The following is a 13,622-nucleotide window of genomic DNA, read 5'->3' on the forward strand; positions in this document are numbered from 1 at the left end:
TCGCTCTAAAGTGGAATCCTGACTATTATTTCTCATCGTAACAAAATTTATTAAAATTAAATTTTGTTACCGAAATATCTAACATTTACAATTCCGAGGTACGAGGAATCGCACTAGTAATACGACAAAGATTGGCACTGATCTTTATGGAGTTTCGTGTGTGACTTCTTCTGCGTCGAAATGACACGATAGACGAATTAAGTGCGATTTGTCATTTAGGTATGAGACTCGAGCGATAGCGAATAGACGAAGTAAATCGCACACGCAATTCGGAAAGTTTTTAGTAGTATACAGCATGGATTTCCTGGTGTGACTTCTCCTTCGTCGGAGTGACAATTCATAGGGAAATTCAGAAGTGAGAACCTAAAATCTACGACATTTTTGACTTTGTCTTATTTTGAATGTGCCTAATTATTATACAGACAAAAAAGGATGTCTCATAACTAATGAAACATCCTTTTTTATTTGTAATAAAGTGTTATTTTGGTTTCTATTGGTACTTTTTATCTGTTAGCGTTTTCATGAACGCTACCAGTGATTGTTCCTCTTTTTTAGTCAGTTTTAAGGCATCAAAAGGTAATGTTTGGTTGTCTACGGCGTAACCCAGTCCTTTTCCGCCTCCTTTATTGTAAAAGTCAACTACTTCTTCTAAAGTTTTAAAAACACCATTGTGCATATAAGGCCCTGTGACAGCGATGTTTCGAACGGTTGGTGTTTTGAAAGCGCCAACCAACTGAGGCATTTTGTTGTACAAATACCTGCCGGTATCGGGGCTCAATGCTTTTCCTGAGACATCTTTCGGAGTTCCGATAACTTCGTGTTCGGTTTTGGAATAATTTGGCGGAACTGTTCCGTTAAACAAAGGAGTAAAGTGACAGGTGGCACATTTTGCCTTGCCCATAAAAAGATTCATTCCTTCTATTTCCTGATTGGTTAATGCATTTGTTTCGCCTCTCATATAAACATCAAATTTAGAATCGAAAGCGTTTAGGGATCTTACGTAACTGGCTATCGCATTTTGAATTTGCCAGGCTTCCGGTTTTGTGGTTTTTGGATAGGCTTTTTTGAAGAGCTTAATGTATTCTGCATCTTGTGAAATCTGAGTGTGAATGTCTTTTAGCGAACCATGCATCTCGTCTTTATTTTCAATTACATCTACACTTTGTTTTTCTAAATCTAACTGACGCATATCCCAAAATTGTGCGTTTTGTAAGGAAGCATAGGTGAGTGTAGGAGTGTTTCTCTTTAAATTACCACCATTTAGCGAGAGATTTGTTTTCAGACCATCAGTAAACGCTTTTTCAGGATGATGACAAGTGGCGCAGCTTCTGTCGTTGTTTTTGGAAAGCGTTTTATCATAAAATAATTTTTCTCCCAATGCAGCTTTATCAGCAGTGAAATTATGAGCGTCAGAAAGCACAAAACCGTTTACGTCAAAGGCTTCTTTATCGAAAAAAGTAGCGGCAGTAGGTTTTAGCGGACTGCTTTTTTGTACATTTTGAATCTTTTCTTCTTTCTGGAATGTTTTTATTTTTTTAGAAATCGGATTTAGATATTGTGTTATAAAAAGAGCGCGATTAAAGGAGTTGAAGTTATTATTTTCGTTGCAGTATTTTTGAGCTTGTTGTGTTAGCTTTTTTAAATCTGCTAATGTTTTGCCATCAGCCTTTATTTTTTCGAGTAGGTTTGGAATTCCAATCAAACTCTCGCTGGCTTCCGGAATTGAAGTTTGCAGGATCGGGCTGTCAAAACCGGTAATTCCCAAGGCAATTACTCTGAAAACATTTTGCTGAATAGCGTCTAAAACATAATCGTTGCTAATGGTAATAACTTCAAAATTGCTTTTTAGCTGTTTGATGTTGGACGCAAAAATGTTTAATTCGCGAACTAAATCTTCCTTGTTTTCGACTGGATACTCCGGATAAATAAGTTCTTCCATGACCTGAAAGCCATGTGGCTCAAACGATTTGTTTTCTTCCAGTTCCATTTCGTCCAATGCAGGACCATTCATAAATCGGGCAGTTTCGGGAATAAAATATTCGATGGCCCATTCTATTTTTTTATAGGCTAAGCGCGATTTTTTAAACTGTTCGACAATTTCTTTTTGGGATTTGTCTGTGGCTACTAATTTTTGAAATTGTGTAATTTCATTGTTTAATTTATTTAAATCAATAATCAAATCCTGATTGACTGTAGTTGAAGAAACTTGATTTTCTTTGCATGAAATAGCCAGACAAAGAAGTATAAACAGAAGAATAAAGTATTTTAATTTTGTCATAGTACTTAAAAAGATAAACAACCCTTATTAGAAAAAAATAAGGGTTGTAAATTATTTTGGTTGAAATTATTAGCGTTGTACGTTTCTAATAATAACAGTTTGTCCACCTTCTTTATTGGTGCTTGTACCTGAGCCATCAGCATTTTTGAATGCATCAAGTTGCCAAGTGTGCGAGTGAATATTTACTGTAAAAGTATTTGGTACACCAATTAAATCTGAAATATCTTGCATTGCACCAAATTCCCAGCTACCAAATCTTGTCTCTCCTGCTTGATTGTATAAAGCATTCCAAGCCGTGTCTGTTCTTTTGTGGTTCATGTTTAACCAAGGTTTGTTTGCTTTTGATGCGATATTATATTGCCAGATGTAAGAATCATGTTTTGCATCGGCATAATAACTGTCACCATCTTCCTGAATGTAAACGTAATTTTCAGTAACACAAAGGTTATCCGGGTTGATGATTCCTGTTCCTGGAGTACTGTCACCTTCAACGGCCAATTCTAAAGTTCCTTTTAATGGGTCAGCAGCGTCCATTTTTAGTTTGTAAACCCTTCCCCACATAGTGTAACCTTCAACAGGAGCATTTGAAGTCGCTTGTCCCGTTGCTGTAAAGTAAACTTCTCTGTTATTGCTGGCACTTCCTTTTCTGTAATCAACATCTTCTACTCTTGAAAAACGAATTGCACCTAATGCATTTACAGTAGTATTGATTACAGCACCAGTCAGGTTTTTTGCATTTGGAATTTCAACAAATGAAACAGGATAAGAATTGTTTAAAGTCATGGCAGTTTCTACCTGATTTCCGTCATTTCTTTTTAATGCGTATAATTTTCCGTTTGATAAGTCACCGGTAGTACTCATGTACATGATCAATTGTCCCGCACTTGCATGTGAAGTTGAATACGATTGATCTTCTCCAATCAAGATAATAGTTTTCCCCGGGTATGCTTCTTTTGGAAGTGGAACAGCATTTTCCATACTTGCTTTTCCTAAAGCTGGTAGTACTCTGTCGGTTTTGCTTTTGTCTGAAGATAATCCTAATGGGTTAATTCCGTGAACCATACTTTCCTGTCCGCTTTCTCCGGCAGTTAAAAAGATTGGACCAAATCCGTGAATTTCCGGAGTTGCTAAAGTTGCCGAACACAAGCGGGTTAAACCACCAACTCCATCAACAAGGTAGTCTCCTTTTACAGGTTTAAAGGTTTTATCAAGATATACTCTTGAAACCGATTGTAATATTTCGTGATTTGTAATCAATATATAACCTTCTCCATTTGGGTTTTTCATGAATCCCGCTCCATCAGGCTGCGCTCCGTAAACAAATTTAGGAGAATCCGGTAAAACGTCTGCACTACTGATTAAGGTACTGATCTGAAGGTTCTCGAAACCTGTCATCGGAAAAACAAAAGCAGGGACTTTTGAGTGTGATGTGAAATCGATCGATGAGTTTACCTCGTTAGAAGGATTTTTGTTGTCATCATCCTGGCAACTGATTGCAGAAAGACCAGTAATACCAAGCAATGCTAGCGATCTTAAAAAAGTGAATTTCATAATATTTTTTGTTTTTTTATTTTGAGCAAAGCTATCCTTCAAAAACAAAATACATGTTACGTCAGTTTTTTATAATTGCTAATAAATAATAAGGTTTATATTATGAAATGGTAAATAGTGTAAATTTTAAGCTCTTAATTAAAAGTTAAATGTGAGGAGTTAAATGTGAGAAGTAATTTGAAAGAATGATGTTGAATTTATATTTCTCTATAGAGAGATACAAAGGCACAAAGGTTTAGCGGTTTTGAGATTCGGGTAAGGTTCTGAAATGTTAAATTTTTACAAATCTCCGTGTTTTAAAAAAAACTCAGAATCTTATCGACTTAGTAACTTAGTACCTCCCTTTTCAATTTTTCTTTCGAATTTTCATATTGATAAATTCAACGGCCAGTGAGAACGTAATGGCAAAGTATAGGTAGCCTTTCGGAATTGCACCAATGTGTTCTCCTGCCAGTGTTGCATCAGATAAGTGCATACTTTCGGTAATTAACATAAAACCAATCAGGATTAAAAATGACAGTCCTAATATCTGGATCGAAGGATTCTGATTGACAAAATTTCCAACCGGAACAGCAAAAAGCATCATTACCGCAACCGAAATAATAACTGCAGTTACCATAATAGTTAATGCTCCATGTACGCCATTGGTCATTCCAACCGCGGTTAGAATAGAGTCCACAGAAAAAATCAAATCGATTAATAAAATTTGCAGGATGACATTAGTGAAGGATTTCTTTGCAGCCGTTTTGATGTTTTTTTCTTCTTCGCCTTTATGATCTACTTTTTCGCTGATTTCTTTGGTACTTTTATAGATGAGGAACAATCCTCCGAAAAACAAAATCAGTGCCTGTCCTGTAAAATCAGCATTTAACCAACCCCAGTTTATGCTAAATAAAATGGCCTTCATTGCAATTAGGTAAGAAATACCCATTAACAATGCAATACGCATGAACATAGCTAAAAACAGACCAATTCGGGTAGCTCTTTTACGATTTTCTTCGGGTAGTTTACCCGTTACGATCGAGATAAAAATGATGTTGTCAATTCCCAGAACAATTTCAAGAAAAGTAAGCGTTAAAAGCGCAATCCAGGCATCGGGGTTTAAGAATACTTCCATTTTTTAAGAGCTTTTTAATTAGTCCACTTTGTAAACTGTTCCTCGTTGTTTTTCTTCAGAACCTACCATTCCAAACTCAAATGTATAAGAGTCTTTTGTTGTGTTTAAGATTTTCATGCTGATGGCTTTTTCTTCTGCCATGTTTTTAGGATGTTTTTTTTGCAGGATATATTCGCAATCACTTACCCAACGCACGGTCGATGTGTCTGTTTTACCATCAAAAGTTTCGATTTCTATGTCGTCTTTGCGTTCAAAAAAAGTAGTTTTTTTTACGCCATTTACCTCAAATTCAAATTTAAATTTCCCGTTTTTGAAGTCTTTGCAATTGTGTTCTGCATTATAGCAGGATACTAATGCCAATAACGGAAGTAAGAATATAATTTTTTTCATAATGTAATGTAAGCTGTTTTTTTTAAGGAGTCGGTAATTGTTGTTCCAAAGAGGATGTTGTTGGGGTTATTTCAGTTTCTTTAACTCGTCATCCGTAAAGTTCTTAATTTCTTTTTCTTTGGCAAACTTTTCAGCATTGTAATTTCCCGATTTATTTTTTGGAATCGATAAACTTTCCCAATCGCCTTTTTTTAATTGTTTGGCATAAAAAACAATCTGTCCGACATGATACGGGTAATGTGCCAATTGCCGATTGATAGCTTCAATGACCGTATGGCCTTCATTTCTGATGTAAATTATTTGAGAAAGCTGTTCCGGTTTTAAGATTTCTAAAGCATTTAGAAAGCAATCCCAGCCTTTATTCCAAACTGCCAGAACTTCTTCTTTTGATTGTAAATCATTTTCAAATTCAGCATCGCGATTGCGCCATTCTTTTTCACCATCGGTAGTTAAGAAATCGGTCCAACGGGACAACATATTACCTGAAATGTGTTTTACAATGGTAGCAATACTATTAGTGTCTTCATTTATTGCAATAAAAAGCTGTTCCGGTTCTAATTGTCCCATTGCTTTTTCGCTTAACATTTTATAATAGAGAAATTGCTTTTTAACGCTTTCGAGATAAGATTCGGTTGCTTCCATGATTATATAATTTTAATATCATATTTATCTAAAAGTCCTTCAATTCCCTGAGTTGAAAATTGTGCTTTTCGCATCGGATTAAACTCGGGGTCAATTTTGTAATTAAAAGCCGTTCTGAAGTCAACAGCTGCCAATTGAGTTTCATTAAAAATGGCTCCTTCCAAATTGCAATTGTCAAAAGAAGAGTTCGTGAGGTTTGTTCCAATAAAAGTTACTTCTTTCACAGAACAATTGATAAACTTCGTTTTGGGCATCTTCTTGTTCGAAAATATGGCATAGTCTAAGGTACTTTCTTCAAAGTAAACCTGAAACAAAAAGTCATCACACTCATTAAATGCAATTCCTAAAAGCTTACAGTTCCTAAAAGCTACATTTTTTAAACTCGTTCCTGCTAAACTTGTCATCGACAAATTGCAGTCGATAAATTCGCAGTCTAAAAAGGTGTTGTAAGCAAAATTACTGTTAGAAAAATCACAGTTCCTAAAAACACAATCCTCAAATTCACGATTGTTTATCTTTTTATCGATATAAATAACTTTGTCAAATGTTTTTTGAATGTGTATTAAACTTTCCATGAATGTTTTTTTGATTTTCGAGCGTTATGTCGCACTCGTAAAATTAGGATTGATTGAAGAGTAACTTGATAGGAAATACTATAATTATAAACATTGTAAACTCTAAAACTACCGTCATTGTTGCTCTTTTGTTTGTCAAGCTTATAAATTTCGGGTTGTTTCTTTAATATTTCGGTACTTTCAAAGATAGTGTTGACTACTTTATCTGCAATTTGGATTGATTTACTTTCAAAGAAAATATAAAAATGGATGCCTTCTAATTGTTTTAAAGCATTTTGCGACCAAATTATTTTCGACCCCATTTCTTTGCTATTTCTTTGGCCTCCTCTTCAGAATAAAAATTACCTTTTGCTATATCTTCCAAAGCATTTTCTATATCTAAATTGTAAGCAGCATCAGAATCAATATCGGAATTATTAATTGATTGTAGAAGTGTTTTCAGTTTTTCAACAAAAGAAGGGTCTTTTACTTTGTCGATTTCTTGATGAATCCAATTTATTTCTGCCTGAATATCCATGATATAGAATTTTAGTAAAGATACAAATTAGTCGTTAAACAAACCTTTCATAATGATTTTCAAACCATAAAATATTAAAAACATAGCGCTTAAACAAGCTACTATTCCAATGCCTAACACCAAATAATGCCAGTTGGTATGCTGATTCATAAAGGCGTTGTAAATTAAGGAAGGTCCAATGAATAAAAGTGGTAATGATCCTGTTACATATTTAATGCCTTTTCCCAGTAGTTCTTTATTTGTTGCCATTGTTTTTAGTTTTATTGGGGTGAAAAGTTTCAAGTTTCAGGTTTCAGGTTTTCTTTTGTTAAGATTTCAACTCTAAAGTTTCACATGTCACATTTTACATCTCACATCTTACATCTCACATTCGCGACCTTTGCGTAAACCCTTTGCGAACTTCGCGGTTAAACAAAACAGTTTGTATTTATGCTTTATAATTATCTACTGCTTTACGAACGCTACCATATTTCTTAAGCAAATCAGAAGCGGTTTCATACGAAACAGGAATTTCTCCCATAATCATTTTAACGCCACGATCAACCAATTTGATATTGCTGAGCTGCATATCGACCATTTTATTTCCTTTTACTTTTCCAAGTTGGATCATGGCGGCAGTCGAAATCATATTTAGAACTAATTTTTGAGCTGTTCCGGCTTTCATTCTGGAGCTTCCGGTAACAAATTCTGGTCCTACAACTACTTCAATTGGAAATTGTGCTGTTAAAGCTAAAGGACTTCCCGTATTGCAGGTAATGCAACCGGTAGTGATATTATTTTGATTGCAGGTTTCTAATCCTCCAATAACATAAGGAGTTGTTCCTGAAGCAGCAACACCAATTACGACATCATTCTTTCCGATATTGTTTTCTTGTAAATCAACCCAGGCTTGTGTTGCATTGTCTTCGGCATTTTCTACAGCGCGACGAATAGCGGTATCGCCACCGGCAATGATTCCGTTTACTAAATCAAACGGAACTCCAAAAGTAGGAGGGCACTCAGAAGCATCAACAACGCCCAGACGTCCGGATGTACCGGCTCCGATGTAAAATAGTCTTCCGCCCAGTTTTAATTTAGCGACAACTTGTGCAACGAGAGCTTCAATTTGTGGCAACGCTTTTTCGACTGCGTGAGGAACCGTTTTGTCTTCGTTATTGATATTAGTAAGCAATTCATGAACAGACATTTTCTCTAAATGTTCGTATTTTGATGCTTGTTCTGTTGTTTTTGTAAAAATCATGATGTTTTTTATGTGCTGTGTTACAAAGCCTCAAAGTTACAAAGTTTTAAGGCTTATAACAACGAAATATATTTACGTCAGTTAGTTTTTTTGTGTGAAAAAAATGATAACGTTACGAATGGATTTATAATTTAGAAGAGGGCTTCGACTTCGCTCAGCCTGACACAATGATGTCAATTATTAATCGGGTTCAGATTATAAGAAAAAAGCTAGAAGGACTCCCAAAACGATCATCGACACTTTAGCTACATTAAATTTGTGACCTTCGCTACTTTCAAAAATAATAGTAGAGGAGATGTGAAATAAAATACCAATTACAACTGCGGTGATCTCTGTGTAATACTTGCTTAAAACAGGCAGATATTCTGATGCGATTGTACCCAATGGGGTCATCACAGCAAAGCTTAGCATAAAAACAAAAATGGCTTTTTTGTTTAAACTCGCGTTTAAGAAAAATGTTGTTAAGATTATGGCAATTGGCAAGTGGTGAATCGCAATTCCGATTGCTAGATCATGATGATGACTCACCGGAAAACCTTCCAGAAAAGCATGCATACACAGACTGATGAAAAGCAGCCACGGAATTTGGTTCATTTTGGCGTGCCCATGCACATGGCCGTGTTCTGCCCCTTGTGAGAAAAATTCCAAAATGATCTGGAATAAGATTCCTACCATTATAAACAGACCAATATTGTGATTGTGTGATGCATAAACTTCCGGTAACAAATGCATTACGGTTAAGGATAGCAAAAACGAACCGCTAAAAGCCAGTAAAAGCTTTAGATTGGATTTGTTTTTTGGCTTTAAAAACAAAGCTACAATATAGCCCAAAAGTACAGAAAATAAGGGTAGTAGATAATTCATTTGCTTTTTTGTTTAATCGTTGATCTGTTTAATCGGTAATTGAATCGCTAAACCTATAACGATTTACCGGTTTATTTAAAAATCATGATTAATCGTTCACTCTCAGTCTTATGAAACTTTTTAAGTTTATAATCTCCAAAAGTATCTAAAAGAAAAATACCTGCCTCGGCCATTAATTCTTCAAAATCTTTTAATGTTAGGGCTTTTACTTTTTCGGTAAAATGAAAATGTTGTCCCTTGTCTTCAAAATCTATTTCTTTAAAAATATGCCCGTCTTGTACATATCTTTTGATTTTAAAATCGATATCGTCTACGGTTTTGACTTCTTCAGGAACCAAAGTTTCAATTACCTGAGTCACATTCATGAAATCAATTACAGCAAAACCATATTCGGATAAGCTTTCTTTTATGGCTTTTAAAGTGGTGAGATTGTCATCATCACTTTCAAAATAGCCAAAACTGGTAAACAAATTGAATATCGCGTCAAATTTTTCTTCAAATGATTCACGCATATCGTGTACCTTAAAATGAAGTGTTTCATTACTATTTTTACTTGCTTCGGCAATACTGTTTTCAGATAAATCGGCTCCGGTAACATTAAAGCCCAACTGGTTTAAGTAAATAGAGTGGCGGCCTTTCCCGCAGGCAAGATCAAGTACTTTTGCTTTTTCAGGCAAGTTTAGATAATGGGTAAGATTATCCATAAAAATCTGGGCTTCACGATAGTTTCTATCCTTATAAAGAATATGATAATAGGGAGTGTCAAACCATGAAGTAAACCAATTTTCGGTGTTACGTTCCTGATTCGGTGTTGATGAGTTCGATGCGTCAGACATTTATTCTATTTCAATTAATTCAAAGTCCCGCAAATTTAGTGTATTTTTGCCGAAAAATAACTATTTCGCAAGTATACCTCGTGAATCGTTGTGTGTAAAGTGAAGTTTTTAATGCAGATTTGAATTTGATAAGAAATCTGTTTTAATTTAGAGAAAAAATGGAAGAAAATTTTAGAATGATAGCCAAATGTTTTTTTGGTTTTGAAGAAATATTAGAGAATGAATTGCGTGTCCTAGGTGCTCAGGATGTAGAAAAAGGAGTGCGAATGGTTAGTTTTAAAGGTGACAAAGGATTTATGTACAAAGCCAATTTGTCGTTGCGTACCGCCCTTAAGGTTTTAAAACCTATTTATTCTTTCAGAGCTAATAATGAACAGGCATTGTATAAAGGAATTTCAGGTGTGAATTGGTCTAAATTATTGAATGCCAATCAGACTTTTGTTATTGATGCTACCGTACATTCTACTTATTTTAATCATTCTGAATTTGTTTCTCAAAAATGTAAAGATGCTATTGTAGATCAGTTTAGAGAAAGAACAGGACAGCGTCCGAGTATTGATAAAGCTTTTCCTGATTTGAGAATTAATATTCATATAGATAAAGATCAGGTTTCGGTTGCGTTAGATACTTCGGGGAATTCATTACATCAACGTGGGTATCGAACGGCTACGAATATCGCACCGATCAACGAGGTGCTGGCAGCGGGGGTTTTATTGCTGTCAGGTTGGGAAGGGCAGAGCCATTTTCTTGATCCGATGTGTGGCTCCGGAACATTTTTGGCAGAAGCGGCTATGATTGCCTGTAATATTCCGGCAAACATAAATCGTAAAGAGTTTGCTTTTGAGAAGTGGAAAGACTGGGACAATGATTTGTTTGATCAGATTGTAAATAGTTTAATGAAAAAGACAAAAGAATTTCATTATACCATAAAAGGTTTTGATAAAGCGCCAAGTGCGGTAAACAAAGCTAAAGACAATATTAGAAATGCTAATTTAGAGGATTATGTTACCGTTCAGGAGGATAATTTCTTTGATACGGAAAAAGCGGTAGAAGGCAAATTGCATATGGTTTTCAATCCTCCTTATGATGAACGTTTGGACATTCATATGGAAGAATTCTATAAAAATATTGGAGATACTTTAAAGAAAAGCTACCCGGGAACAAACGCCTGGTTTATTACAGCAAATCTGGAAGCATTGAAATTTGTTGGGTTAAAACCTTCCCGTAAAATTAAACTTTTCAACGGAAGTTTAGAAGCTCGTTTGGTTAAATATGAAATGTACGAGGGGAGTAAGAGAACGAAGTTTCAAGTTAATGAATAGAGTGGCATAGGCTCAGAGGTTCAAAGGGACAAAGGTTTAGTTTTAGCGCTGAATTTTGTTAATGATTAGCCTTTGTTCCTTTGCGCCTTTGTAGCTCTGAACCTTTAAAAAAAGAAAGAAAGTTGCAAAGGCTGAGAGGTTCAAAGGGACAAAGGTTTAGTTTTAGCGCTGAATTTTGTTAATGATTAAACTTTGTTCCTTTGTTCCTTTGTAGCTCTGAACCTTAAAAAAAAAGAAAGAAAGTTGCAAAGGCTGAGAGGTTCAATGGGACGGAGGTTTAGTTTTAGCACTGAATTTTGTTAATGATTAGCCTTTGTTCCTTTGAACCTTTGTAGCTCTGAACCTTAAAAAAAAAGAAAAATGACAAAACTACAAGTAAGAGGTTTTTTATACCAGTTAGGATGTTTCGCTATTTTGTTTATAGCAGGGAGGTATTTGGTAGCAACATATACCGGATTAACGGGACTTTGGATTCCGATTACGGCTTTTATCGCCGCAACGTTGATTTCGCCTAAATTTCAGGCAGTCAAAACCAAAGACGGTGAAAAGCTTTTTATGAAATGGATTTTTATAAAAGGAATTAGAGAAATAGGGTAACTTGTTAAAGTTGCTAAGGTCCTAAGTGCCTAAGGTGCTTGGAATAACGCCTCGAAATCGTGAATTACTATTAATTCTTGATTTCGAGGCTTGTTTTTTTGTGTATATTCAATTTATATGTCGCTCCTCCGGAGCTCCCTTTGTGTTGAAAATATTTGCTATAAACATGTCGCTTCTCTGAAGCTTAAGAAATGTAACAGTGAGTCAGGTTGGTCAAAGAAATATTCTAAATATGCTCAAAGAAAAAACCACGAATTCAAGAATTAATAATTCAAGATTTCGTGGCTCATTATTTTATCGTATATCAATCTAAAAGACTCAGAAACTCAGTACCTCAGAAACTTAGCAACTTTTAAAAAAATCTATTTCTTAGGTATTTCAGGAATTTCCGGAAGAATTACTTTTTTCTTGTAGAGTGGAATAAAGTAGGAAACGGTATAATTGAAACCTACTCCAAAATTTCCGTCATAGGTTCTGTTGAAACCCGGGATATAAAGATTTTCAAAATTCCCCGGTTCTTTGTTGCTGGCCAAAAGTTTTAGCTGAATGGCAAAACCAACAAATATATTATTAAAAACTTTTGCTTTAACGCCCATGGCAACTTCAAGCCAGGCCGCCGTAAGACCGTTGTATTTTTCTCCTGAAGCTATTGATTCCTGTGATCCCCAATAAGGGTTTCGATTATAGATTTTATACGTATTGAGTTGTTGGCTAAAGGTACTAAAACCACCACGTAACCCAATCGTTATAAGGTTTTCCATATCAAGCCAGTTTTGATACGTGTTGTAATCAAAACCACCCTTTATATAAGTTCCTGTTGTAGTTGAGTTTAATCTGGCGTCATCGGTGGTTTTGTCTTCAAAACCAAGTTCTGCTGCTAAAAAGTACTTTTTTGTCAGACGAAAATCACCTGTAAATTCAACACCTTTGTAATCTTTATCGTAAAAACCGCGTGTTAGTTTGTATAAATCAACACCAACCCGCAGACCATATCGATCTGTTTTCGGAGGGATAGTATCCGTTTTAGCTTGCTGAGCAGCCGGTTTTTTGATTTCTGATTTTGGTTTTTCCTGAATAGTTTCTTTTGCTTTGGTTGTTTCCTGAGCGTGAGCCAAAAACATTGAAAACAATAAAGGAATACTAAAAATATACTTTAATATGTGTTTCATTTTCGAATTCAATGTTAGTTTTTTGTACAGAAATTTCCCTCATCCACAATCCGTCAGTTCCCTGGACTGTTGGAGCAAGAGGGGTGTTTAAGTTAAAAATCGTTTTAAAGCCACAAGCTCTTGAAACGTATTGATTTTGACGGTTGTAAGAAAAACTTACGATGTCTTCATTAACAAAACCTGGATTTGGGTTGCCGGAGAATAAAATAAACTTGTAGGTGGTTACCTCAGCATCTGTTCTTAAGGGAATAGCTATCGAGTCGCCACTGGTTAAATACATTGCATTACCGGTAGCAGATTTATTGAAAATAATACCTGCGTCCTTGTCTTTACCGTCAACCTGACCAATTACCCTTAGATCAGTTACTCTTTTTTTTATTGTTGCATTGTTTATGTCATAAAAAGTAATTACTAATCGCGGAGTTGTTGGTGTATCTGCATCACAGATATCATCTTTCTCGCAACCGGATAAGCCAAAAGCAAAAAGTAATAAAAAAGAGATTATTTTTTTCATGTATAATTTT

General features: G+C 35.3%; 16 protein-coding genes. 2 read left to right on the forward strand and 14 right to left on the reverse strand.

The annotated features are described in order from the left end of the window. Positions 1-490: 490 nt before the first annotated feature. The 12 genes from G3A47_RS16565 to G3A47_RS16620 form a co-directional block, all read right to left on the reverse strand. A complete protein-coding gene (locus tag G3A47_RS16565) occupies positions 491-2,278 on the reverse strand; it encodes a cytochrome-c peroxidase (RefSeq protein ID WP_166924345.1) in 1,788 nt (595 codons plus the stop codon). A gap of 69 nt (positions 2,279-2,347) precedes the next feature. Continuing rightward, positions 2,348-3,829 carry an alkaline phosphatase PhoX gene (locus G3A47_RS16570; RefSeq protein WP_166924347.1) on the reverse strand — a complete coding sequence of 494 codons (1,482 nt, stop codon included), beginning with the start codon at positions 3,827-3,829 and terminating at the stop codon, positions 2,348-2,350. A 346-nt stretch (positions 3,830-4,175) separates the two neighbouring features. Continuing rightward, the gene (locus G3A47_RS16575; RefSeq protein WP_166924349.1) at positions 4,176-4,946 is read right to left on the reverse strand and encodes a TerC family protein; all 771 of its coding nucleotides are present in this window, start codon (positions 4,944-4,946) and stop codon (positions 4,176-4,178) included. A gap of 18 nt (positions 4,947-4,964) precedes the next feature. Beyond that, entirely contained in the window at positions 4,965-5,336 is a 372-nt protein-coding gene (locus tag G3A47_RS16580; RefSeq protein WP_166924351.1) for a DNA topoisomerase IV, read from the reverse strand. Between the two features lie 66 nt (positions 5,337-5,402). Beyond that, complete coding sequence (locus G3A47_RS16585; protein ID WP_166924353.1) at positions 5,403-5,978, reverse strand: DUF1572 family protein; 576 nt, start codon at positions 5,976-5,978, stop codon at positions 5,403-5,405. Positions 5,979-5,980: 2 nt separating this feature from the next. Further along, positions 5,981-6,553, reverse strand: coding sequence for a pentapeptide repeat-containing protein (locus G3A47_RS16590; RefSeq protein WP_166924354.1), 573 nt, complete (start codon positions 6,551-6,553; stop codon positions 5,981-5,983). Beyond that, positions 6,541-6,855, reverse strand: coding sequence for a type II toxin-antitoxin system RelE/ParE family toxin (locus tag G3A47_RS16595; RefSeq protein WP_166924356.1), 315 nt, complete (start codon positions 6,853-6,855; stop codon positions 6,541-6,543). The genes G3A47_RS16590 and G3A47_RS16595 overlap by 13 nt, the downstream gene beginning before the upstream one ends. Further along, on the reverse strand, positions 6,840-7,070 hold the full coding sequence (locus G3A47_RS16600; RefSeq protein WP_166924358.1) for a hypothetical protein: 231 nt from the start codon (positions 7,068-7,070) through the stop codon (positions 6,840-6,842). Before G3A47_RS16600 ends, G3A47_RS16595 begins: the two co-directional genes overlap by 16 nt. Before the next feature lie 27 nt (positions 7,071-7,097). Beyond that, positions 7,098-7,319: a DUF6095 family protein gene (locus G3A47_RS16605; protein ID WP_166924360.1), complete on the reverse strand. Its 222-nt coding sequence runs from the start codon at positions 7,317-7,319 to the stop codon at positions 7,098-7,100. Positions 7,320-7,497: 178 nt separating this feature from the next. Beyond that, on the reverse strand, positions 7,498-8,310 hold the full coding sequence (gene murQ, locus G3A47_RS16610; protein ID WP_166924362.1) for an N-acetylmuramic acid 6-phosphate etherase: 813 nt from the start codon (positions 8,308-8,310) through the stop codon (positions 7,498-7,500). A gap of 195 nt (positions 8,311-8,505) precedes the next feature. Beyond that, on the reverse strand, positions 8,506-9,174 hold the full coding sequence (locus G3A47_RS16615) for a ZIP family metal transporter (protein ID WP_166924364.1): 669 nt from the start codon (positions 9,172-9,174) through the stop codon (positions 8,506-8,508). Positions 9,175-9,245: 71 nt separating this feature from the next. Beyond that, on the reverse strand, positions 9,246-10,010 hold the full coding sequence (locus G3A47_RS16620; protein WP_166924366.1) for a class I SAM-dependent methyltransferase: 765 nt from the start codon (positions 10,008-10,010) through the stop codon (positions 9,246-9,248). Positions 10,011-10,168: 158 nt separating this feature from the next. Between G3A47_RS16620 and G3A47_RS16625 the strand changes: the two genes are divergently transcribed. Then, positions 10,169-11,332, forward strand: coding sequence for a THUMP domain-containing class I SAM-dependent RNA methyltransferase (locus tag G3A47_RS16625; RefSeq protein WP_166924368.1), 1,164 nt, complete (start codon positions 10,169-10,171; stop codon positions 11,330-11,332). 360 nt (positions 11,333-11,692) lie between these two features. Continuing rightward, positions 11,693-11,929, forward strand: a complete 237-nt coding sequence (locus tag G3A47_RS16630; RefSeq protein WP_166924370.1) for a hypothetical protein — start codon at positions 11,693-11,695, stop codon at positions 11,927-11,929. A 362-nt stretch (positions 11,930-12,291) separates the two neighbouring features. Here G3A47_RS16630 and G3A47_RS16635 read toward each other — a convergent pair whose 3' ends face one another. Both G3A47_RS16635 and G3A47_RS16640 read right to left on the reverse strand, forming a co-directional pair. Further along, positions 12,292-13,098: a DUF6048 family protein gene (locus G3A47_RS16635; RefSeq protein ID WP_166924372.1), complete on the reverse strand. Its 807-nt coding sequence runs from the start codon at positions 13,096-13,098 to the stop codon at positions 12,292-12,294. Beyond that, entirely contained in the window at positions 13,070-13,612 is a 543-nt protein-coding gene (locus tag G3A47_RS16640; RefSeq protein ID WP_166924374.1) for a DUF6452 family protein, read from the reverse strand. The genes G3A47_RS16635 and G3A47_RS16640 overlap by 29 nt, the downstream gene beginning before the upstream one ends. Positions 13,613-13,622: the final 10 nt, after the last annotated feature.

The sequence above is a fragment of the Flavobacterium poyangense genome (assembly GCF_011751075.1).
Classification (GTDB): Bacteria; Bacteroidota; Bacteroidia; order Flavobacteriales; family Flavobacteriaceae; genus Flavobacterium; species Flavobacterium poyangense.

Excerpts from the sequence above, each read along its gene's own strand:
- G3A47_RS16575 (WP_166924349.1), bottom strand. The coding sequence starts at position 4,946 with ATGGAAGTATTCTTAAACCCCGATGCCTGGATTGCGCTTTTAACGCTT.
- G3A47_RS16640 (WP_166924374.1), bottom strand. The coding sequence starts at position 13,612 with ATGAAAAAAATAATCTCTTTTTTATTACTTTTTGCTTTTGGCTTATCC.
- murQ (WP_166924362.1), bottom strand. The coding sequence starts at position 8,310 with ATGATTTTTACAAAAACAACAGAACAAGCATCAAAATACGAACATTTA.
- G3A47_RS16615 (WP_166924364.1), bottom strand. The coding sequence starts at position 9,174 with ATGAATTATCTACTACCCTTATTTTCTGTACTTTTGGGCTATATTGTA.
- G3A47_RS16630 (WP_166924370.1), top strand. The coding sequence starts at position 11,693 with ATGACAAAACTACAAGTAAGAGGTTTTTTATACCAGTTAGGATGTTTC.
- G3A47_RS16565 (WP_166924345.1), bottom strand. The coding sequence starts at position 2,278 with ATGACAAAATTAAAATACTTTATTCTTCTGTTTATACTTCTTTGTCTG.
- G3A47_RS16620 (WP_166924366.1), bottom strand. The coding sequence starts at position 10,010 with ATGTCTGACGCATCGAACTCATCAACACCGAATCAGGAACGTAACACC.
- G3A47_RS16595 (WP_166924356.1), bottom strand. The coding sequence starts at position 6,855 with ATGGGGTCGAAAATAATTTGGTCGCAAAATGCTTTAAAACAATTAGAA.
- G3A47_RS16635 (WP_166924372.1), bottom strand. The coding sequence starts at position 13,098 with ATGAAACACATATTAAAGTATATTTTTAGTATTCCTTTATTGTTTTCA.
- G3A47_RS16605 (WP_166924360.1), bottom strand. The coding sequence starts at position 7,319 with ATGGCAACAAATAAAGAACTACTGGGAAAAGGCATTAAATATGTAACA.
- G3A47_RS16625 (WP_166924368.1), top strand. The coding sequence starts at position 10,169 with ATGGAAGAAAATTTTAGAATGATAGCCAAATGTTTTTTTGGTTTTGAA.
- G3A47_RS16590 (WP_166924354.1), bottom strand. The coding sequence starts at position 6,553 with ATGGAAAGTTTAATACACATTCAAAAAACATTTGACAAAGTTATTTAT.
- G3A47_RS16585 (WP_166924353.1), bottom strand. The coding sequence starts at position 5,978 with ATGGAAGCAACCGAATCTTATCTCGAAAGCGTTAAAAAGCAATTTCTC.
- G3A47_RS16580 (WP_166924351.1), bottom strand. The coding sequence starts at position 5,336 with ATGAAAAAAATTATATTCTTACTTCCGTTATTGGCATTAGTATCCTGC.
- G3A47_RS16600 (WP_166924358.1), bottom strand. The coding sequence starts at position 7,070 with ATGGATATTCAGGCAGAAATAAATTGGATTCATCAAGAAATCGACAAA.
- G3A47_RS16570 (WP_166924347.1), bottom strand. The coding sequence starts at position 3,829 with ATGAAATTCACTTTTTTAAGATCGCTAGCATTGCTTGGTATTACTGGT.